Source organism: Halobacillus amylolyticus, from assembly GCF_022921115.1.
In the GTDB taxonomy this organism is placed as follows: domain Bacteria; phylum Bacillota; class Bacilli; order Bacillales; family Halobacillaceae; genus Halobacillus_A; species Halobacillus_A amylolyticus.
Genome location: NZ_CP095075.1, coordinates 440453 through 462353, shown reverse-complemented (window position 1 = coordinate 462353; position 21901 = coordinate 440453). Strand labels below are relative to the sequence as shown.

At 41.2% G+C, this 21901-nt stretch carries 25 protein-coding genes; 4 read left to right on the top strand and 21 right to left on the bottom strand.

Annotated elements, in window-relative coordinates; all coding sequences use genetic code 11:
* The 16 genes from spoVAC to MUO15_RS02390 form a co-directional block, all read right to left on the bottom strand.
* Entirely contained in the window at positions 1-453 is a 453-nt protein-coding gene (gene spoVAC, locus MUO15_RS02465) for a stage V sporulation protein AC (protein ID WP_245033206.1), read from the bottom strand.
* A gap of 13 nt (positions 454-466) precedes the next feature.
* The gene (locus MUO15_RS02460; RefSeq protein WP_245033205.1) at positions 467-877 is read right to left on the bottom strand and encodes a stage V sporulation protein AB; all 411 of its coding nucleotides are present in this window, start codon (positions 875-877) and stop codon (positions 467-469) included.
* Positions 864-1481 (bottom strand): stage V sporulation protein AA, encoded by a 618-nt coding sequence (locus MUO15_RS02455; RefSeq protein ID WP_245033204.1) that lies wholly within the window; start codon positions 1479-1481, stop codon positions 864-866. Before MUO15_RS02455 ends, MUO15_RS02460 begins: the two co-directional genes overlap by 14 nt.
* A gap of 176 nt (positions 1482-1657) precedes the next feature.
* The gene (gene sigF, locus MUO15_RS02450; protein WP_245033203.1) at positions 1658-2407 is read right to left on the bottom strand and encodes an RNA polymerase sporulation sigma factor SigF; all 750 of its coding nucleotides are present in this window, start codon (positions 2405-2407) and stop codon (positions 1658-1660) included.
* A 4-nt stretch (positions 2408-2411) separates the two neighbouring features.
* Positions 2412-2852, bottom strand: coding sequence for an anti-sigma F factor (gene spoIIAB / locus MUO15_RS02445; protein WP_245033202.1), 441 nt, complete (start codon positions 2850-2852; stop codon positions 2412-2414).
* Positions 2849-3202 (bottom strand): anti-sigma F factor antagonist, encoded by a 354-nt coding sequence (gene spoIIAA, locus MUO15_RS02440; protein ID WP_245033200.1) that lies wholly within the window; start codon positions 3200-3202, stop codon positions 2849-2851. Before spoIIAA ends, spoIIAB begins: the two co-directional genes overlap by 4 nt.
* 92 nt (positions 3203-3294) lie before the next feature.
* Entirely contained in the window at positions 3295-4467 is a 1173-nt protein-coding gene (locus MUO15_RS02435) for a D-alanyl-D-alanine carboxypeptidase family protein (protein ID WP_245033198.1), read from the bottom strand.
* A 181-nt stretch (positions 4468-4648) separates the two neighbouring features.
* On the bottom strand, positions 4649-5950 hold the full coding sequence (locus tag MUO15_RS02430; RefSeq protein WP_245033196.1) for a pyrimidine-nucleoside phosphorylase: 1302 nt from the start codon (positions 5948-5950) through the stop codon (positions 4649-4651).
* A gap of 14 nt (positions 5951-5964) precedes the next feature.
* Positions 5965-6783 (bottom strand): purine-nucleoside phosphorylase, encoded by an 819-nt coding sequence (locus MUO15_RS02425; protein ID WP_245033194.1) that lies wholly within the window; start codon positions 6781-6783, stop codon positions 5965-5967.
* Between the two features lie 14 nt (positions 6784-6797).
* A complete protein-coding gene (gene deoB / locus MUO15_RS02420; RefSeq protein WP_245033192.1) occupies positions 6798-7976 on the bottom strand; it encodes a phosphopentomutase in 1179 nt (392 codons plus the stop codon).
* A 95-nt stretch (positions 7977-8071) separates the two neighbouring features.
* Positions 8072-8959, bottom strand: coding sequence for a site-specific tyrosine recombinase XerD (gene xerD, locus MUO15_RS02415; RefSeq protein WP_245033190.1), 888 nt, complete (start codon positions 8957-8959; stop codon positions 8072-8074).
* Positions 8960-8964: 5 nt separating this feature from the next.
* Positions 8965-9183, bottom strand: a complete 219-nt coding sequence (locus tag MUO15_RS02410; RefSeq protein WP_245033188.1) for a YqzK family protein — start codon at positions 9181-9183, stop codon at positions 8965-8967.
* 350 nt (positions 9184-9533) lie between these two features.
* Positions 9534-9998, bottom strand: coding sequence for a ferric iron uptake transcriptional regulator (fur, locus tag MUO15_RS02405; RefSeq protein WP_245033186.1), 465 nt, complete (start codon positions 9996-9998; stop codon positions 9534-9536).
* A 113-nt stretch (positions 9999-10111) separates the two neighbouring features.
* On the bottom strand, positions 10112-10750 hold the full coding sequence (gene spoIIM / locus MUO15_RS02400) for a stage II sporulation protein M (protein ID WP_245033184.1): 639 nt from the start codon (positions 10748-10750) through the stop codon (positions 10112-10114).
* Positions 10751-10821: 71 nt separating this feature from the next.
* Positions 10822-11997: an endonuclease Q family protein gene (locus MUO15_RS02395; protein WP_245033182.1), complete on the bottom strand. Its 1176-nt coding sequence runs from the start codon at positions 11995-11997 to the stop codon at positions 10822-10824.
* On the bottom strand, positions 11994-12542 hold the full coding sequence (locus MUO15_RS02390) for an NUDIX hydrolase (RefSeq protein WP_245033181.1): 549 nt from the start codon (positions 12540-12542) through the stop codon (positions 11994-11996). The genes MUO15_RS02395 and MUO15_RS02390 overlap by 4 nt, the downstream gene beginning before the upstream one ends.
* A 464-nt stretch (positions 12543-13006) precedes the next feature.
* Between MUO15_RS02390 and MUO15_RS02385 the strand changes: the two genes are divergently transcribed.
* On the top strand, positions 13007-13927 hold the full coding sequence (locus MUO15_RS02385; protein ID WP_245033180.1) for an aldo/keto reductase: 921 nt from the start codon (positions 13007-13009) through the stop codon (positions 13925-13927).
* A gap of 69 nt (positions 13928-13996) precedes the next feature.
* Here the strand turns inward: MUO15_RS02385 and MUO15_RS02380 are convergent, their stop codons facing one another.
* The 5 genes from MUO15_RS02380 to MUO15_RS02360 form a co-directional block, all read right to left on the bottom strand.
* Entirely contained in the window at positions 13997-14221 is a 225-nt protein-coding gene (locus MUO15_RS02380) for a YqkE family protein (protein ID WP_245033179.1), read from the bottom strand.
* Entirely contained in the window at positions 14218-14553 is a 336-nt protein-coding gene (locus MUO15_RS02375; RefSeq protein ID WP_245033178.1) for an iron-sulfur cluster biosynthesis family protein, read from the bottom strand. The genes MUO15_RS02380 and MUO15_RS02375 overlap by 4 nt, the downstream gene beginning before the upstream one ends.
* A gap of 284 nt (positions 14554-14837) precedes the next feature.
* Positions 14838-15632, bottom strand: a complete 795-nt coding sequence (locus tag MUO15_RS02370) for an SDR family NAD(P)-dependent oxidoreductase (RefSeq protein WP_245033177.1) — start codon at positions 15630-15632, stop codon at positions 14838-14840.
* Between the two features lie 5 nt (positions 15633-15637).
* A complete protein-coding gene (locus MUO15_RS02365; protein WP_245033176.1) occupies positions 15638-16603 on the bottom strand; it encodes an MBL fold metallo-hydrolase in 966 nt (321 codons plus the stop codon).
* A 128-nt stretch (positions 16604-16731) separates the two neighbouring features.
* Entirely contained in the window at positions 16732-18348 is a 1617-nt protein-coding gene (locus tag MUO15_RS02360; protein WP_245033175.1) for a M20/M25/M40 family metallo-hydrolase, read from the bottom strand.
* Between the two features lie 81 nt (positions 18349-18429).
* Here MUO15_RS02360 and MUO15_RS02355 point away from each other — a divergent pair, with 81 nt between their 5' ends.
* From MUO15_RS02355 to rnz, 3 genes are all read left to right on the top strand, one after another.
* Positions 18430-19176: a glycerophosphodiester phosphodiesterase gene (locus tag MUO15_RS02355; protein WP_318036186.1), complete on the top strand. Its 747-nt coding sequence runs from the start codon at positions 18430-18432 to the stop codon at positions 19174-19176.
* 487 nt (positions 19177-19663) lie between these two features.
* Entirely contained in the window at positions 19664-20680 is a 1017-nt protein-coding gene (gene namA, locus MUO15_RS02350; protein ID WP_245033174.1) for an NADPH dehydrogenase NamA, read from the top strand.
* A gap of 164 nt (positions 20681-20844) precedes the next feature.
* Positions 20845-21771 carry a ribonuclease Z gene (rnz, locus tag MUO15_RS02345; RefSeq protein WP_245033173.1) on the top strand — a complete coding sequence of 309 codons (927 nt, stop codon included), beginning with the start codon at positions 20845-20847 and terminating at the stop codon, positions 21769-21771.
* Positions 21772-21901: the final 130 nt, after the last annotated feature.

Here is a 21901-nt window from a genome sequence, read left to right as displayed (position 1 = left end):
CTAAAATAACCAATGCCACAGATAGCGTATAATCCCTAATACGTAGGCTGCGACTACTCCGAACACAATCACAGATCCTGCCAGCTTAAATAGGTTGGTTGCTATCCCAAGAACAATACCTTCACTTTTGTGTTCTAAAGCTGCAGATGTGATTGAATTAGCGAACCCTGTAATAGGTACAGCCGAACCAGCTCCGGCAAATTGACCTAAACGGTCGTAAACCCCAAATCCTGTTGCAAGTGCTGCTAGCAGTATTAAAGTAGCTACTGTCGGGTTGCTGGCATCTTTTTCACTAAAACCGAACCATGATATATACATTTCCGATAAAAGCTGTCCAAATGTACAAATTAACCCACCTACAATGAAAGCTTTTAAGCAATTGATAAAGTAAGGTGGTTTCGGCTGGTAATCCTTACTTTTTTGTTTATAATTTTTTGCATCAAACGATTCCATAATTGATCCTCCTCTAACGTACGAACAACACCCATTGAAATAGTGAACCTGCAACTTTTCCTATGGCGAGCGCCATAAGTAATGGAAATAAGTAACTTTCAATTCCAACCCGTTTAAACAATAAAGGGAAGACATTCAAGACTTCAGTCAATGCTGCTGCAAGCAACCCAATGAATATCCCGTGAAATAGTCCCCAGATGATTAAACCGATAACAGGGAGGCTGATAGGAACATCTCCAAACGATAAGTAAATCCCAAACAAGACCCCTGTAAAAATGGCACCTTCATACCATCTGATTTTCGATTTTGAATGGCTAAGCTGCATTAAACGCGGCACTACACCTAAAACGGTCAAAAAGGCCACGAAACCTGTACCAACAGCAAATCCTGATGCAAGCCCAATAATAGCTTCAACGATCCTCATCTTGCTCGACCTTGTTTTCATTAATGGCTACGTAATGATCCAAATCCTCCTGATACTTAAATACTTCTACTTCCATGGGGTTTGGTTCCTCGTTGAATTTCTTTCGGAACCAATGATTAAAGAATAAAATCATTCCTAAACCTAACCCGATGGAATAAGGTACTTGGATCCATAAGGGGTGTTCTTCTTTTTCACCAGTTAACATGAAATGCAGCTTCTGTTGAACCATTTCCATACTGACATCATAGTGAAAATTCATAATTGCCATTGCGGCTCCTATAAATAAAAGCACCCAAATTACTGAAACAATAATAAGAGAGGGCTTCTTCGCTAACTTTTTGTCTACATGAACAACACATTGATTGGGCCCTATTATTTCGAGTTCAAGGTGTGGAAATCGTTTTAAAATCAGTTCGATTAAAGGATGAATATCGATAACAACAATATTCTTGTCCTTTTCCTCTATGTTATGAATAGCCATACTTTCAATGATTTGTTTATAACTGCTTGGGCCAGCTACTTTTGCAACATCTCTTACACGAATTACATGACCAGAAGAAACACGAATAGATTGTCTCAAACGAATATATACAGGAGTTGCCATACACGTAACGCCTCCCCTGAAAGATTTCTTTGTTAGTATGTGTGGGATGGAAAAAAACATACAAAAAAAGCTACGCTAGAAGCGTAACTTTTAAGGGCTCTGAGTTAGTGATGAAACAACATCAGCGACTTTCTTTTTTACCATCTAAAGAGGAAAAACACACTCTCTCCCTATCCTTATTCATTCATTGTTTCCTTCATATACTCAAGTATTTTCTTTTCGAGTCTTGAGACTTGGACTTGGGAGATGCCTAATCTTTCGGCGACTTCACTTTGTGTTTGGTCTTTAAAGTAGCGCAAATAAATAATTAAGCGTTCTCTTTTCTCAAGTTTATTCATCATATCGTGTAGCGTTAAATGTTCAAACCAGTGCGTATCTTCTTCAGCGATTTGGTCAACGAGTGTAATCGGGTCCCCTTCACTTTCATACACTGTTTCATAAATCGATTGAGGAGAGCGGCCGGCTTCTTCGGCCTGGACTACGTCCTCACTAGTTAGATCGAGAGCCTCGGCAATTTCGTTAATGGTAGGAGACCTTCCTAACTGCTTCAGCATCTCCTCTTTTTTGCCACGAACTTTATGATACGTTTCTTTTAAGCTTCGGCTTACTTTTACACTGCCGTCATCTCTAATAAATCGTTGAATTTCACCAATGATCATCGGGACAGCATAAGTTGAAAATTTAACGTCATAACTTAAGTCAAATTTATCCACTGACTTCAGTAAGCCGATACAGCCAATTTGGTACAAATCATCAGGATCATACCCTCGTCTTAAATAACGCTGAACGACAGACCACACTAATCTTGTGTTTCGCTCAACTAAATAATGTCTCGCATCCTGATCCCCTGCCTGGCTCTTCTCTATTAATTCTCTTACTTCTTTGTCGGATAAACGCTCTTTTGTAATATCTGTTTTCATACTCATCGCCCTAATTAGCCAGAGCTCGTGTTGACGTGAGTTGCTTTACCAAACGAATTGTCGTGCCTGTCCCTTCATCTGAGGTAATCTCCACTTTATCCATGAAATTCTCCATAATGGTAAATCCCATACCTGATCGTTCCCACTCAGGTTTGGATGTAAATAGTGGTTCCCTTGCTTGTTCGATATCCATCATCCCAATACCGTTGTCTTTAATGATGATTTCAATTTGTTCATTTTCCATCGAACACTCAAGGGTAACTTTTTGATCCGGCTTGTCTTCATAACCATGAATAATCGCATTGGTCACTGCCTCTGAAACAACAGTCTTAATGTCTGTCAGTTCATCCATCGTTGGATTCATCTGACTAATAAACGCAGCGACGGAAATGCGAGCTAACGATTCATTTTGGCTGACACTTAAGAATTCAATTTTCATATGGTTTCTCATGAAGCCACCCCCAACATTTGCAGAGCGAAATCTTCATTGTCGACCAACTTGACAATTTTAAACATCCCTGAAAGGTCAAATAATCTGCGTACTTCTGGTGAGATGGAGCAAATAACCATTTCACTTCCTGATGCTTGAATCTCTTTATAACGTCCAAGCATCACACCCAGACCTGAACTGTCCATGAAAGATAATTTCTCTAAGTTTACGATGACATTACCCACATTATTCTGTGCAAGCTGTGCCTGCCATTCTTCGCGAAGCCCAATCGCCTCGTGATGATCCAATTCTCCAGCTAAACGGACGAGCAGTACGTTTTCTTTTACAATAAAATCTACATGAAGACTCAAGTTCTGTTCCTCCTCTATCATTTAGAGTCACTTAAGTCTTTCGTTGACTGTTCTCCTTTTTCCTTCTTAAAAACAATACTAGTGTAATGTCGCTAAAACTTCTCAAAACTCGTCAAATTTCTAAATGAGCGCTCGAACAACTCGATTAGGTTCGCCCGTTCAATCGGCTTCGTTGCCTCAAGCCTAACCTTCGTTACTTCCTGTCCATTATTTGTAATGATAACCCAGCCAAAGTGATCACCTTTTTTCACTGGTAAATCCAATGACTTGCGAACTTTAAGTGTTGCCTTGTACTGGCCTTTTGGTTGATTCTTTTTCTTTAATACGATAACATCTTTTTCTGGTGCTAATGGTAATGCTTTAGGCGTCCCTCTCGTTGTTTTTACCGAATGAAGCACATCATTTTTAGAATAGAGCTGTACGCCTTCATATTGACTAAATCCATAATCAAGCATACTTGTTATGTCAGCATTTCTTTTCTTTGGACTTTCGGCTCCCATAACAACAGCAATCATATGAAGATCACCTTTTTTAGCAGAAGCCGTTAAGCAATACTTTGCTTTGTCGGTGTAACCTGTTTTTAACCCATCCACCCCAGGATATGTTTTAATAAGCTTATTTGTATTGACAAGCCAAAACTCATTATCCTGTCCTTTTCTTAAATAATCCTCATAGATGCCCGTATAGTTCGTAATATCTTCATGAAGCAGTAGTTCTCGTGCCATTACCGCCATATCTCTGGCAGTACTATAATGTCCCTCTGCTGGAAGACCTGTAGGATTTTCAAAATGAGTATTTTTTAAACCTAAGCTTTTCGCTTTTTCATTCATCATTTTGACAAAAGCCCCTTCGCTTCCGGCAATTCTTTCAGCCATCGCTACACTCGCATCATTTCCTGACGCAATAGCAATCCCTTTGAGAAGGTCCTTGACTGTCATTTCCTCACCTTCTTCTAGGAAAATTTGTGATCCTCCCATAGAGGCTGCATGTTCACTGACTCGGACTTTTTCATCTAACGAAATATTCCCCTTTTCCAGCTCCTCCATAATAAGTAAGAGAGTCATAATTTTCGTCATACTTGCTGGTGGAAGCTTTTTATCTGCTTGTTTATCGTATAACGTCATGCCACTATTTTTCTCCATTAGAATGGCTGACGGTGCCGATTTCACTAGCTCTTCAGCTGTTTCCTCTGCATGTATGGATGTGGGCGTATAGAGCGTTCCCAAAACAGTGATTGCTACTAGTAAGCTGAGTAATCGTTTCATTTGTTTCCCACCTTCTTCTGTAAGTGTTCCTATATTTCCCTGTTCAGACACTTCTATTCAAGATAAAAAGCCTAAAAAAAGAACCCTACACAGTTGTAGAGCTCTTAAGAGAGTAATGCAAATATAGTTTATACCTTTTTAATTACTAATTTCGATAAGCAGATCTGAAACTTCCTGTACATTATTTAATCACTTTATGAATTAACGTTGGGGCATCAACTTTATTACTCGATATCGTATAAGCCTGCTTGACCTTTTCAATGGATGTGTCAGGGTGCTCTTCATCACTATGAAGAACGACTAATGCCTCTCCTGCTTTTACTTCGTCACCGATTTTCTTTTTCAATGTAATCCCGACACCGTGATTGATCTGATCATCTTTCGTGGCACGACCTGCGCCAAGATACATCGCAGCAACACCAATCGATTCTGCATCAATTTCAGATACGAAACCACCTTGCTCAGTTTTCACTTCTATATCATGTGCCGCAGATGGCAATTGACTTAAATCATCGATCATTGAGACATCTCCATGTTGCGCTTGAACAAACTTGCGGAAAGCAGCAAAGGCCTTGCCATTTTCAAGGTTTTGTTCAAGTGTTTGGTAGGCTTCTTCGTAGTTTGAAAACACTTCAGCTAACACGGTCATATGTGAAGCAATTTCTAGCGATAGCTTTCTAAGATCCTCTACCTTTTTCCCTTGCAGAATTTCAGCTGCCTCTTTGATTTCGTTAGCATTTCCAACTTCAAATCCTAATGGTTGGTTCATATCACTAATAACTGCCACTGTGTTTCGACCGAGGTTATTCCCAATATTCACCATTTCGCGGGCCAGTGCCTCCGAATCCTCTAGTGTTTTCATGAAGGCACCACTGCCTGTTTTCACATCAAGAACAATGCTGTCAGCACCCGAAGCCAGTTTTTTACTCATGATTGATCCGGCGATGAGCGGGAGTGAATCGACGGTCCCTATGACGTCCCTTAGTGCATACAATTTCTTATCTGCAGGAGCCAGGTTCCCTGTTTGTCCAGCTACGGCCAATTTATGTTCATTGACATTTTTGATGAACTGATCCTTTTCCATCTCAATCTCAAGGCCTCTGATGGATTCTAGTTTATCGAGTGTCCCCCCTGTGTGACCTAGCCCCCGGCCTGACATTTTAGCTACAGGAACACCCACTGATGCAACGAGTGGCCCAACGATAAAGGTGATTTTATCTCCTACGCCACCAGTAGAGTGCTTATCGACTTTGTGACCTTTAATCGCAGAAAGATCAATGGTTTCCCCTGAATCCACCATAGCTTGTGTTAAAATCGCCGTCTCTTCCTGTGTCATACCCTGAAAGTAAATAGCCATCGTTAACGCAGCAGCCTGGTAATCAGGGATATCGCCGTTTGTGTACCCTTCAATAAAAAATTCAATTTCCTGTTTCGTTAATTCGCCGCCATCTCTTTTTTTTACGATTATGTCGTACATTCTCATAATGTCCACCCCTACTATGCTGGTAATGTTTTTAATAAGTCTTTGACAAACCCTAGAAAATCTTCCCTCACTTGGGCAGTAGTTTCAATTACTTCATCATGAGTTAGAGGCTGATCCAGAATACCGGCAGCCATATTCGAAATACAGGAAATGCCTAAAACGCGAATTCCCATATGGTTCGCTACAATAACTTCAGGCACCGTCGACATCCCGACTGCATCGCCTCCGAGCGTACGGATCATTCGAACTTCCGCTCCTGTTTCATACGCAGGACCTGTATTCCCGACGTAGACACCTTTTTGAATCTTCAAGCCTAACCGTTCAGCACTCTGTTCTGCATGATGAATTAGAGCACGATCGTATGCTTCAGACATATCGGGGAAACGTGGTCCAAGTTCTTCGTCATTAGGTCCCAGCAAAGGACTATCTCCCATGTTATTAATATGATCTGTAATCACCATTAAGTTCCCCGCCTCAAAGGATTCATTGACACCCCCAGCTGCATTGGTCACAAATAAGGTTTCGACACCCATTTCTTTCATAACGCGAACCGGGAATGTCACCTGCTTCATGTCATATCCTTCATAGTAGTGAAAACGCCCTTGCATAGCGATCACTTGACGGCCTTCAAGCTGACCTATTACTAGCTGACCCTTGTGCCCTGATACGGTCGACTCAGGGAAGTGCGGGATATCTTTATAGCTGATCATCACAGGGTTTTCTATTTCATCGGCGAGCACGCCTAAACCTGATCCAAGGATTAATCCTACAGTGGGCTGGACAGATAATTTTTCTTGAATAAACGCTGCTGCTTCTTGATTATGATTGTTCATGAGTGTTTCCCCCTCTATTGAATTTTATTTAAGAAACTTTTACCGTACGCTGGCATTTCGACAGAAAAGTTCTCTGCGATTGTTGCACCAATATCAGCAAAAGTTTGCCGTTGGTCGAGTTCTTTTCCTTCTTTTATTCCATTATGAAAAACGATAAGTGGTACAAGTTCTCTCGTGTGGTCTGTACCATGATGTATCGGGTCGTTGCCATGGTCAGCAGTAATAATCAACAAGTCATCATCATTAAGTTTGTTTAACACTTCCGGCAATCGTTCGTCATAAGCTTCTAACGCCTCTCCGTATCCTTGCGGGTCACGGCGATGCCCGAACTTAGCATCAAAATCTACAAGGTTCAAAAAGTTTAACCCTTCAAAGTCTGTATCCATTGAGGTTACCAATTGATCCATTCCATCCATATTGTGCTTCGTACGAATTGCTTCTGTCACACCTTCACCATCGTAAATATCCGAGATTTTCCCTAACGCAATCACATCTAAATCAGCGTCCGCCATATGATTCATAACAGTTCTTCCAAATGGCTTCAATGCATAGTCATGACGATTGGACGTTCTTTCAAACTCGCCTGATTTTCCAATGAATGGACGGGCAATGACCCGACCAACCATATACTTTTCATCCCGAGTTAACTCACGAGCATATTCACAGATCTCATAAAGTTCTTCTGGTGGGACGACTTCCTCATGCGCAGCAATTTGCAGTACAGAGTCTGCTGATGTGTAAACAATAAGGTCACCCGTCTCTACGTGATGTTGCCCTAAATCTTTAATGATTTCTGTTCCAGAAGCTGGTTCATTCCCTACAACCCCACGACCTGTTTTTTCTTTAATTTTATTTAACAGTTCATCAGGAAATCCGTCTGGAAAAGTTCGAAACGGCTTGTCAATGTACAAACCCATAATCTCCCAGTGCCCAGTCATTGTATCCTTCCCATTGGATGCTTCAGCCATCGTTGTATAGTGAGCTTTAGGATGAGCAACTTTCTCAATCCCCTGGACTGGACGAATGTTTCCTAAGCCGAGCTTCTCCATATTCGGCATAGAAAGCCCATTCATATGCTCAGCAATATGCCCAAGTGTATGGGCTCCTTTATCATTAAACTTTTCAGAATCTGGTGCTTCCCCAATTCCCACTGAATCCATAACAATTAAAAATACCCTTTTAAATGATTTCATTTTCATACCTCCTGAATTTTAGTGTATCTAGTCTTGGGAAAACTATATGCCAAAACAAGACGTAGGATGTCAGACAACTAAAAGTAAAAAAGTGCTTACGCTCGCGGGTGATACGAGCGATAAACATCTTTGAGACGAGTTTTTGACACGTGTGTATAAATTTGAGTAGTGGAAATATCAGCATGGCCAAGCATTTCTTGGACGGCCCTCAAATCTGCCCCATTCTCTAATAAATGAGTTGCAAACGAGTGTCTTAGTGTATGTGGTGTGATTTCTTTTGTGACTCCTGCCTCAACAGCAACCGCTTTCAATATCTTCCAAAAGCCTTGTCTTGACAGTGGATTGCCATGATGATTGACGAATAGTTCTTCTGTCTTTTTCTGTTTAACCAGTTTCATGCGCGGTCCATCCAAGTAAACTTCTACTGCCTCTTTCGCTAGATCACCAAGCGGGATAATCCGCTCTTTGGACCCTTTCCCCATACAACGTACAAACCCCATTGTTAGATGCAAATCACTTACCTTTAACGTCATCAATTCTGTTACGCGCAAACCTGTGGCGTAAAGCATCTCAAGCATTGCTTTATTTCTTGCCTTTAGAGGGTCGTTTGCTTTCACATTTAACAGCTTATCTACATCTTCTGAAGACAATACCTTAGGAAGCTTACGTTCCTTTTTTGGAGTCTCTATATGTAAGCTCGGATCCTGATTCGTCACCTTTTCACGAACTAGGAACTGATGAAATAAACGGATGGAAGAAAGTAACCGGGCAAGCGTCGCCGCTGACCTTCCTTTATCATTCAGTTCATATAAGTATTTCATAATATGAGCGCGTGAGACATGATCCCATTCATTTATACTTTCTTTCGTTTGCAAGAAGCTTTGATATTGGTGTAAATCCCGCTGATAAGACTGTATTGTGTTTGAGGATAACCCTCGTTCAACTGTTAAAAAGTGAAAGAAATCTTCCAAAGCAAATTTCATGCTCTTTACTCTCCTAATCGAAAGAAAATCGAAAGACGATCCGTCCACTCTGAATCTAACGGGCTCACAACTTTGACCGCAGCCCCATCTGGAGGATCATAACGATGCTGTCTCTCATATTCTTGGTGAATCATTTGTAAGGCCGCATAAAAAACGCATGTACATAATGTAAATACAATAAGAACCTTAACTAAGTCTTGTAAACTATGTTTGATTTTAGACACGATGCCACCCCTTCTAACAAAACCTGTTTATAAAAGGATATGCCTAAAATCAATATAAATATACATATGGATTCTGATATACAATTAACGTACATGATTTTTATTTATTTGTAAATAGGAAGGCTAAGGAACAGTCCAGTCAGACAGCCTTCTATAAGATTCGTATTCCTAAGGCGGAAATTTGCAAAGCTTCCTTCGGGTTCCAAGATCGCCTTAGACACCCTTCCCTTTGCAGCGACCTTCGCCGCTCGGGACTTGACCCTATAGCTTATAATCATGCCGGCACACTTATAAAGCCGCTATGAGGTAGATTCATAGCGGCTTTACGGGAATCAATTCATTCATTAACTTTACGAAGTACTGTTCGAGGTTACGGCTGCCTTTTGACAAACACGGCAAATTCCATGGAAGGTTAAACGGTGATCTTTGACTTGAAACCCCCATTGTCCCTCTATCATTTTCTCTACATCACCCAATAGATCTTCTTCTATTTCTTCGACCGATCCACATTCAATACAGACGAGATGATGGTGAAAATGCTCTGCCCCTTCTTTACGAAGGTCGTAACGTGATACCCCATCACCAAAGTTTATTTTATCCACAACTTTAAGCTCTGATAGCAATTCTAGTGTACGATATACCGTAGCAAGACCGATCTCAGGCGCTTTCTCTTTTACGAGGAGGTAAACGTCTTCGGCACTTAAATGGTCTTCTTCATTTTCTAAAAGCACTCTCACTGTTGCTTCACGTTGTGGTGTTAACTTATAGCTTTGGGAATGCAGTTGCTTCTTAATCCGTTCAATGCGATGCTCCATCTCGTTCTCCCTCCCTCGTAATTCCAACTTCATTATAAGCAGAGACAGAACGAGTGTCAAATTAAAATAATTACAAAGTGTTAATGATAATCATTTTAAATTAGGTGTGATTCTTATTTGTAGATCCATTGTATAACAGCTTCAAAAATGGGGTTAGCAATAAACACTTCCACTACGGAGGCACCCATCAATACAAGCAATAGGATACCGAACATGGCACTATAGCGACCAAAGGCTTGGATAATCGGCTGGTGCACGCGGCGGATAAACAGCTGCTTACATAGTGTTAAGGAAAAAATAAGTGCTAATGCCCCTCCAATTAAATAAACAGGGATAACTAATAAGTTTTGCGGGGCAATAGAAGCTGAGGACAATAGCAATCCATACCAGCCCATTTGATTGACGAGAAAGCCTACAGAAAAACCCACGACCAGCCCTTTAATAAATAACAAAACGGTAATGATCGGCATACCAACAATCGATATTCCCAGTAAAAATAGTAACAACATATATTTAATATGATAGAGAATGCTATCCTTCAACAAGGTCGTCTTCGCTTGCCCTTCCATTCCTACAATTTGCTCAAAGAATTGCTCTAGATAGAAGAACAGATCCTGCTTTTGAACAAAATTCATACTGTTGACGATCACAGCACCAAAGACCATTCCCATAATAAATAATACGAAAATAAACACAAATATGCTCATATGGTTGTGAACGTCTTTCCTCACCATTTTTACGCCCTGTTGCATGGATTCTCCATCCTTTCTCATAAACGATCTATGATTAATCTATGATGAAAGAACAAAAAATAGACCATGATTTACGAGAGTTTTGGCTGCACCTTTCCGTACACTCCTCCACCGCCTTCTAAAATCTCAAGCTCGCCTTCTCTCATGCTCACTATAGCAGCAGCTACATTTTTTGGTACGACCTCTATCATATCCTGATAACTCACCTCATGGATGATAGCCATTTCTGTACCAAAGGCTTCGAGTATCTTCTCATACGTTTTATTTCCTACGCCTGGAAGGTAATCTAAAGGTACCTGGTAAATGTAATCAGGACGTTGTGGAGCCGATGAAGCACTGCTCAACTCTTCAATTCGATCCGCTACCCCCTTAACCATCTTCTTCGATCCGCAGGCTTTACACGTTCGGTCTGACGGTGAACCTGGATGAAAGCAGACAGCGCAAACGGTTCTATGGTATTTGCCCAGCTTAGGATTCATCCCAAAATTTTTCCTAACACCTCTTCCCCCCATTTGTTTCAATGCTTTTCCAAACTCTGAAAAGGAGGCCTGCTCCAAATCAACGAGTTGATACTCTCTTGCCATCCTAATTGCAGAGTGAGCATCTGAATTCGTTAGGAAAGGATAACGGTGCAGTTCTTCAATTTGATCAGCCATCTCAGTGTCTGAACTTAATCCAAGTTCAACTGCGTCAATGCGGTCTGCATCAAATACTTCCCTCAAACTTGTTTTTACCCCTTTTCCGTACATGCTTTTAAACGGAGTAAACACATGGGCCGGAATAAACCAGCCGCCATGCTCATGAACATACCCTTGCAGTTCTCGTCCTGTTCCGTAAAATCGTTGGGAACTTAAGTTGATGTTGGTCATTTTATGTGAAAGCCTTTCAGTGAATGCCTTCATTTTCTTTAAGGTTGGAAAATAACAAAGGACGTGGATTGGCCCGCTAGATGCTGCATCATAAATTTCAATCTCCGCGCCGAGGAGCAGGACAGTTTCTTCAAAAAGAACGCCCCCCTCTGCAAGTTCTCGTGCCCCGCCATGCTCTATCAAATGGGTCAGCTCTTCTTGTACGGCCGGAGCATGGGCATCAATGACGCCGACAATGTCTAAGCCCTTCCGTCGACTCGCCTGTTCCAAAATTGCTGTAATCGTTAATGACTTTGAGCCGGTAATCTTAACAGGTTTCCCATACCAATCACTTCCTACATGCACATGAAGGTCGGCAAAATACGAGCTGATACTCATCTAGTCTCCCCTCGCAATTTTAAATAGAGTAAAGCAAAAGCTGTCTTAGCATCATGAATTTTTTGATCTAATGCGAGCTGTTCCGCTTCCTGTAAAGTTAATTCCTGCAGTTCAACAAACTCATCCTCATCCAAATCCACCTTTTGTTCCAGCGGCTTCACTTGATCGGTGAAATAAAGATGGACAAGCTCATCGGCAAATCCCGGAGACGTATAAAACGAAGTGACAAGCTTGAGCTGATCAGTTGTGTAACCCGTTTCCTCTTCCAATTCACGAAGTGCAGTTATTTCCGGCTTTTCACCCGTTTCAAGTTTTCCAGCGGGTATTTCAACAATGCTTTTCTCAAGTGCTTTACGGTATTGCTCAACAAACACGATCTTTCCTTCATCCGTTAGTGCGATAACAGCTACGGCGCCAGGATGCTTTATCAATTCCCGTTTAGATGTTTGTCCATCGGGTAAAGTAACACTGTCTACCTGCAGCTGGACAATCTTACCTTTATATATGACTTCTGTATCAATTGTTTTTTCTTCAAATTTATTCAAAACAACGTCATCCTCTCTTTATATCTATATGTGTGTGTTCAAAAAGTTGACGAATGAAAACGCCGACACTAGCACGTCCTGTGCGTCACAAGAAGTTCGAGGCGCGACAGTTTTGAGGACCGCAAGCCGGATGCCTTTCATCCGTGAGGAGCGGAAAAACCGAGCAACGAAGGAATTCGCGTTTATCCCGCATTAACGGTCAGTAAAACCCCAAAGATATCGTCATGAAAATAAGAAGCTAAGGGAGGATTAACTGTCCGTAAATGTGATTATCAAGGAACACAGACTAAGGTCCTGTGGCAAGGTCTGTGTGACCCACGTCGTGTAGGCCTCAACTAACCATCAGTGAAAACCCCACTGATGGAGGTGTCCCTTTATCAATTGGTGACTTTTTGAACATCCTCTATATGTTAGTTTATCATAGAGGAAGATATACACGACTTACAAACGGAAAGGAAGATAATATGAATAAACGCAAGTTAGGTTCATCGGATTTATATGTATCTGAACTCAGCTTAGGCTGCATGTCTCTCGGTAAGGATAAGGCGAAAGCCAAATCCATCATTGACCACGCTCTCGAAGCTGGCATCAATTATTTAGATACAGCCGATCTTTATGATTTTGGAACAAATGAAGAGATTGTGGGGGAGGCTATTCAAGGCCGACGAGAAGATCTGATCATTGGTACGAAAGCCGGAAATAAGTTCAGGCAAGGAGAAAAAGATTGGTCATGGGACCCTTCCAAAGCTCATATTAAAACAGCCGTGAAAGAAAGCCTAAAGCGGTTAAAAACGGATTATATTGACTTGTACCAGCTGCACGGCGGTACAATTGACGATCCAATTGATGAAACGATCGAAGCTTTTGAAGAGTTAAAGCAAGAAGGCCTGATTCGTGAGTATGGCATCTCTTCCATCCGGCCAAATGTCATTCGCGAGTATGTTAAAAAATCAAGCATAGTCAGTGTCATGATGCAATACAATGCACTTGACAGAAGACCGGAAGAAGAAATCCTCGATTTACTCAAGGACAATCAAATCAGCATTCTGGCACGCGGTCCACTGGCAAAAGGGATGCTGACTTCTAATGGTTACCAGGTCGCTCAAAACAAAGCTAAGGACGGATTTCTTGATTACAGCTATGAAGAAATACTTGCTATTACAGAGAAGTGGCAATCATTTGAAAGCGACGCACGACCAGCCTCTGCTTTAGCGCTACAGTACATTCTTCATAATCAGACAGTGGCATCAGCTGTGTTTGGAGCGAGCTCCCTTGAACAGCTAAACGATAACTTGAGCTATCTTGACGCTGACCCGCTGCCTAAACACTTATCCGATGCCATTCAATCTTTAACGAAAGCGATCACATATGATAAGCATCGATAACACCTAAAAAATGGTAAGCCAACATAAGAAAGTAAAGAAACGCCCTCCTGTTATTAAGGATGGGCGTTTCTATTTCTTGAATGACTTCCAGTCCAAATCACTTTCATTTAACAGTTCTTCAAAACTTTTATTCGCCTCTCTACGTTCTCTCTCCTCCATTCTTTGCCTTCGTTGCTGTTCTTGTCTCTTCTCTTCATGTTGCTTCAGCTCTGACTTTTTAGATCGAAGCTTCTGTAGCACATCTTTGTTAAGGTGTTCCCCCAATGAACCTTCATTTTTTGGCCTTTTGCTCATAATGGAACCTCATTCTTAATCGTTCCAGTTGGAATAATCGGGTTTAATACCCCATTAGGGCTGCTAAGACGAAAGGAACCTTTGACAAAATCTAATTTCATATCCGGTTTAAAAAAAGTAGTCTGCTGACAATCAATAATAACCTGATAATCCTCATTTTCAACCGTGTTATCAGTATCTTCGAACATCCTATCTGTTAACCTGATCGTTGGCTGACCGTTTACGCCGCAGCCTAATCCTTCTGTATCGTAAAACAACCGAAGAAAAGATTGACCTTCTCTTAACTGTTCAAGCTGTTCCTTTGCAATGTTAGTAATAACTAGTTTCATCATGTCTCACCCCTATTTGCCTCTATCATAAGAAAAACCGCAGCAATTGTGCAACCGTTTTGCTTTTTTAGCCGTGTAAGCGTCCTATTGTAATTTCTAATCCAAGTTTTACTTGAGCAACATAAAAAGTTTTTTACTTTCACCTATTTGCGTCAATTAGAGGGTAATTGGGTTGTTTTGCTCTCATGCTAGTATCAAGTTATTTACTATTTGGAGCAACCAAGTTCGACTAAAAGGTGCACGGAACCATAAATGAAAAGACATCGAATCCATCGATGTCTTTTCATTTATTTTTTACTAAATTGTCTCTTCAATGCTTTTTCCATTAAAGTCGGAGCTAGTTGATAAACCTTACTCCCTGAATCCATCCATGCTGGCAAGTTAATTTCCCGCCGCTCGGTGAACAAGTGTTTTACGACCGTATAGGCCACATTGTTGGGGTCAAGCATCATCTTATCAACAGCTTGCTCGTAACCGCCAGACGGATCTGCTTCTTTAAAGAAATTTGTCCGCACAGGGCCGAGGTTGACTGATGTAACATACACTCCATCCTTTTCAACTTCCATACGCAAAGCGTTCGTAAAACCGATGACAGCATGCTTTGATGCTGAGTATACGGCAGACTTAGGTGTGGCAATTTTTCCTGCCTGGGAAGCAATATTTACGATGTGCCCTTGTTTTCGATTTAAAAAGTGTGGCAAAAGTTGATGGGTAGTCCGGATAAGCGACTTGACGTTGACACCAAGCATCCGGTCAATATCCTGCCATTTTGCTTCTGACACATAATCGAAAACAGCCATCCCTGCATTGTTAATAAGTGCATCTAAAGGACCGTGTTCAAAGCAGATGCGGTCAACAACATCTTTCCAGGCAGCATCGTTTGATAGGTCCGCTTCATACCAATAACAAGGAACGTCAAAACGATCCTGTACCTGTTGGGTAATAATTTTTAAGCGATTCACAGAACGGGCAGCAAGTATAGGCGTTCCCCCTTCCCTTGCTATATGGATAGCAAGGTACATACCAATTCCGCTTGAAGCTCCTGTAATTAAAACCTTTTTACCAGCTAAATGACTGTTCATAATGATCACCTGTTTACATAATATATTTTTTGTCTATCTTCCTTCGTTGTTTCCACAAGATGCTGACCCTCTAGGTAATCAAGCTGTCCGATTGTTTCAGACATCGTCAGACCAAATTGACTTTCCATTTGCTTTGGAAACAGCTTCTCACATACTTCATAAGCACGTAAAGGAGCTTCTTCAATCATCCCTAGTACTTTATGCGCGCGCTCTTCTTGCCTTTTTAAGCGATTTTCAATCAATTCTACCACTTGCCCAAAACGTTTCCCATGGCCAGGATAAACTGTATCAATGGTGTAATCTGCTAATTTTTGCATTGAATTACGATACTGCAACAACGGTTTCGGCCGTCCTTCTCCTTCTGTGTAGGAGGGCTCAAGCAAGGGGTTGGAGGAAATGTGCGCAAGTAAATGGTCCCCGCCAATCATTGCTCCATCAGTTTCCCTTACAAACGAAAGATGAGACTGGGCATGACCTGGTGTTTCGATCACTTGCCAATCCGTATGTCCGGGCAAATGGTCTCCTTCAAGCAGTTCTTGAGACAATGTACCTTGTGAACTCCACTGTAGAGGTTTCCTCAAGCCTTTAAGTAAATGAAAGTAGCTAGAAGGCACACCTGCTTCGAAATACATCTCTTCAAAAAACTGTTCATACTTGATAAAGAAACGATCCTCTCTTTCAAGCCAAGGGCGCAATTTGGGGTGGGCTGCCACATTACGAACATGTGGAAAATATTCAATCAGCCCCATATGATCAGGATGGTGATGAGTGAGAATAATCTGCTCCACATCTTGCGAACGATACCCAAGCTGCTTTAACTGTACTTGAAGTGATTTCCATGCCTCTTTTGTTTTTATACCTGCATCAACGAGCGTAAGCATCTCACCTTCAAGTAAGTATGTATGAACATCGCCAACTGCATACGGAGTTGGTAATGTAAGTTGATGGATCGTATCTTTTAGCGTTTTCATAAAATGCCTCCAAATAATGAATAGTCATTCATTTTATTTTCTATTGTACCATTGTTTTAGAAAAAAATGTCCCACCAGCCAATGCCTTTCTATAGGAAATTTAAAAAACCGCCAATGTATGGCGGTTTCTATGAGCGGAATAAGTGATGTATGGTTTCAGTTAATATCTTTGGCAGTTTCTCAAAACTATAGGTAAGCTCTAATCTTTCTGTCCATTGGTGGGCATCCTTACCGAGTGGACCAATATTTATAATCGGCATCGTCACAGACTCCATCACATTTGATGGCAAATTAAATCCCTTCCCTTGTATTGGCATCTGACTAAGTAACTCATCAATTGGTGATTGCTGAGAGGCAGGGCCAATAAAGCTTAGATCAGACAATCCTGGAAAATATTCTTGTTCAGAAACGTCCACACCGTACTCTTTTTTAGCAAAAGAGATCGCCTGACATGCAGCTGCCTGCACCAACCGATCATTACGGGAAGAAACAGCCGGGTAAAAAGGTGGACTGTAGAACAGCACAATCATTGGAGTAATATCTTTGCATAATGCAGCTAACTGCTGCACAAGCATGGTGGAAAAGTCGCGATCCCCTTTATCTCGCTGCTTGATCAACAAATTTTGTCTCCGTTCAACTTCTGATTTCCCATGACGTTGAACGGCTTCATGATATAGCTGATCATATGTCAATATGTTGATTGACGGTCTAAAAGAAGAACTTTGGGCCTGCTGCAAGTAAAAAGATGCTTGTTTATGATAGTGAGCAATAATGTTTTCTTTGGCTCTTTCAGCCGCTTGTAGCAATTTTTTGTTTAATTCACTTATCGTCTGCTTCATGTAAAGAACGTTATACATCGTCACAGCAGCCTGTGGGGTTTGAACAGAATATTCTTCCTTTAAATCTCTTTGCATCAAACTGATCGGGGGCGGCGTCCTCTCTCCATTTACTTCTTCAATAAAGGCTTCGTTTAGTTCCAGTTCCTTCGCTAAATAGATGATCATCAGATTGGCATTCAACCCACCGAACGGCTCGCCAGCATGAGTTTCTTTTCCATAACATAAAAAGCCTGGGAGCATTTTTCCTATCGAGCCCGTATATAAATAATAGTTCGTATCACCTGGATATTTACTAAACATCGGTTCGCCATTAATCGCTGTCTTATATTGCAGCCCTTCTTCTTGCTTCATTTTTTCAAGAACAGGCAGTGCAGCGAGCATTCCTTCGGAGTTCACTTCCTCGTCCGGTACAGCTAACAGCAAGAGATTACCATCAAATTCACCACCCATTGCCTTTTCAAGAAGTGATAAATGGACAACGAGCCCCGCCTTCATGTCCATAGTCCCGCGACCAAACAGCCAATTACCTGTCTGCAAATCATGGGCCGCATCTTCAGGTAATTCGTCAATGTATTTATAAAATTCCCGGGTCAGTTCTTTCGGGTAAAAAGCTAGATTTTCCCATGATCCATAATCCTGAACAGAAACGACATCGGCATGGGCAATTAGCACGATCGTTTCTTTGGCTCCCCCTTTTTTAACGAGGGCTGATAGCAGCTGACGTCCATCGTCTAACGGATGTAATTTGAGGTGAGAGGGGTGATTTTGATAATAATCATAATCTCCTAAAATATAATATAAGTATTCAAAGATTGCGATTTCAGCCTTACTTCCTGTTACGCTCGGGTATTCTACTAAGGAACATAAAAGATCAGTTAATTGTTGTTTTGTCTGCCATCTACCCATGTCATGTCTCTCCTTTGTCGTTGACTTTTACAAAAGAATAAACCACAATCAAATCGTAACCTAACGAAGAGGTGAAGCTTTGTGATAAAAACTATGATTTATGCTCACAGAGGGGCAAGTAAACTCGCTCCTGAAAATACCATGCCTGCCTATCAAATAGCAAGCGAGTCTGGGGCTGATGGATTAGAAATCGACGTTCAGCTCACAAAAGACCGCATTCCTGTGCTAATCCATGATGAAAACGTAAGGCGAACAACAAATGGCACAGGCTTTGTTCAAGACTATACATACGACGAAATCAAGCAACTAGATGCTGGCAGCTGGTTTTCTTCCAAATTTTCTAATTGTTCCATTATAACACTCGAGTATTTTTTACGCTGGTTTAAAGACCTTCCTCTCGTATTAAATGTAGAATTGAAGACGAACGTGATTGAATATAAAGGAATTGAAAGAATTGTGTACAATAGTTTGAAGCATTATCAACTGTTAGACCGTACCGTGATTTCAAGCTTTAATATCGCAAGTATTAAAAAAATGAGAATCATCAATCCGTCTGTTTCCACCGCCTTTTTAACATCAACTAAAAGTCGGCACCTGCCTGGATATGCACATTCTCACGGTGCTTCTTCCCTTCATATTAAATACCGAATGCTTGATAAGAAGCTCGTTAAACAATGTCACAAAGAACACATGCCGCTTCGGATTTATACAGTCAACCGGCCTAGTTGGATGGCGAAATGCTTCAAACTTGGTTGTGATGCTATTTTTACAGACGTACCTCACGAAGCTGTTGAACACCGTGAACTATATGAAAAACAGGACGGGTGACGACCCTCGTATGTATGTACTGCCCCACCCCCTACTTGGATGTTTAATTTAATTTTTCGGCTAAGACTATGACCTTTATAAAAAGAGAGATAATCCTTCCATATTACACCTGCATGTACATCGGGGTTCATTTGAATAGGAATCCAAATGGGAGAGATCTTTCAGAAAAAATACCTTTTCTAGTCGTGATAATCAATTTTAATGCTGTATTTACCATGACAGGTCTCACCATTTAACAGTTCTTCCCTTTTTCACATTATTGGATCACCTTAGTTCAAATGACTAGTTTGGTCACCATCCTTTTGTTATTTTAGTTATAGGCTTTAACTACAATGATTCCACATGCTAATTCTTATGCCTGATCCTAGAAACAACCGTGTTAGTTAGCAAAAACAGCACACCTACTTACATGGGATTCGCGTCAGTACCAAATGCTACTGTGGCCGTTGTTTAAGGGTAATGGAGCCAAAAAAGGAGGAAGAACAAAATGCAACCTAAGTTATTTTCACCTTACACTATTCAAAATGTGCCACTAAAAAATAGAATTGTCATGTCCCCAATGTGCATGTATTCTTGCTTTAATGAAGATGGACAAGTTGAACCTTTCCATCTCACCCATTATGAGAGTCGGGCGGCGGGTCAAGTCGGCTTGGTTATGACTGAAGCAACAGCTGTTCATCCTGAAGGCAGAATCTCACATCAGGATCTCGGCATCTGGAGTGACGACCATATTGAAGGTTTAAAATCGATCACAGATGCTGTTCACCGTCACGAGGCAAAGGTAGGTATTCAATTGGCCCACGCAGGAAGAAAAGCTAATTTACGTGATCCTATCTTTGCGCCAAGCCCGATTCCCTTTAATGATTCACTCAAGGAACCCCAAGAAATGACTACTACTGATATTAAGGAAACAGTCGATGCCTTTCAAAAAGCGGCTATCCGTGCTAAATGGGCTGGTTTTGATTTGATCGAACTACACGGGGCTCACGGTTATTTAATTAACCAATTTCTTTCCCCTCTTTCAAATCATCGGGAGGATCACTATGGTGGTACCCGCAAAAATCGTTATCGCTTCCTCAAAGAAGTGCTTGCGTCTGTAAAAGAAGTATGGGACGGTGCCATTCTCGTGCGAATTTCCGGCAACGAATATTATGAAGGCGGGAATACAATAGAAGACCTCACTTATTTTGCTAAACAAATGAAGCAACAAGGAGTTGACCTTGTTGATGTAAGCTCAGGCGGGGTTGTGCCTGCCTCTATTGAACCTTACCCTGGTTATCAGGTTAATTATGCTCAACAGATTAAAGAGGGAGCAGATATTGCGACAGGTGCTGTCGGTCTGATTACTTCTGGCAATCATGCTGAGGAAATTTTGCAAAATGATCGTGCTGACTTAATCTTTCTTGCCCGTGCCCTATTAAGAAACCCCTATTGGCCAAAACAAGTAGCTGATGAACTTGGTTATGACTTAGAAGGACCTGTACAGTACACAAGGGCCTGGTAATGAATTATTGAGAATAGGTAGATAAGGTTTACCCTTTTCCATTCCTAAAGTCGATGCGACCCACTAATATGTGGTCCTCGGCTTTTTTTATAATTCACGTAAGTCTCTGTTGTGTCACAAATCTAAATCAGGTGGTATAATAAGGAAGAAGGAGGTTGCATATAATGGAATTGTTTTTTCTAGGAACAGGGTCAGGTGTTCCCTCAAAAGAACGCAATGTCTCCTCCCTTGTCCTTCGGATGCTTGAAGAGCGTGGAACGACATGGGTATTTGATTGTGGAGAAGCGACACAACATCAAATTTTAAATACAACAATCCGGCCACGCCGTATTGAAACGATTTTTATTACCCATTTACACGGTGACCATCTATATGGACTTCCAGGGTTATTAAGCAGTCGTTCTTTTCAAGGTGGAGAAACGCCAGTTACCGTTTACGGACCAAAAGGTTTAAAAGAATATGTGGATGTTAGTTTAAAAATAAGCGGTACTCGTTTACGCTACCCTTTGCATATCGAAGAAATAACTGAAGGCATGCTTTTTGAAGATGAGAAGTTTACAGTTCATGCGATAAAACTTAAGCACGGATTAGAAAGCTATGGGTACATCATTAAGGAAAAAGACAAGCTTGGCGAGTTATTGCCACATAAGCTCAAAGAACTCGGGGTAAGCCCTGGTCCTATCTATCAGCAAATTAAAGAAAATGAAACGACTACTTTGACAGATGGTCGAGTCGTTACCCGTAAAGAAGTTCTAGGACCACCAAAAAAAGGGAGAAAAATTGCTATTTTAGGTGATACCAGATACATACCTGAATTAATAGAACAACTTCATGGTATTGATATTCTTGTCCATGAAGCAACGTTTGCAAGTGATGAAGAAACGATGGCCTATGATTATTTCCATTCGACCGTTAAGCAAGCGGCGACCCTTGCTAAAGAAGCAGAGGTCGGCGAGTTGATTTTGAATCATTTATCGTCAAGGTATCACGGGCCGGCGATTAAACAACTCGAACAAGAGGCGAGAGCAATTTTTAAAAATACAACGATTGCTTCTGATTTTTACCAACACAAAGTAAAGCGAGTCGATTAAGAGGGCAATCAATGAACTTACTTGTAAGTCAGCAAAAACAATGGTTCAACGAAGGGCATATAAGATGCTTTTCGCAAAGAACAATTAATAAAGCTTAGAAAATGGTGACAACGTTTGAACAGCCTCCTCA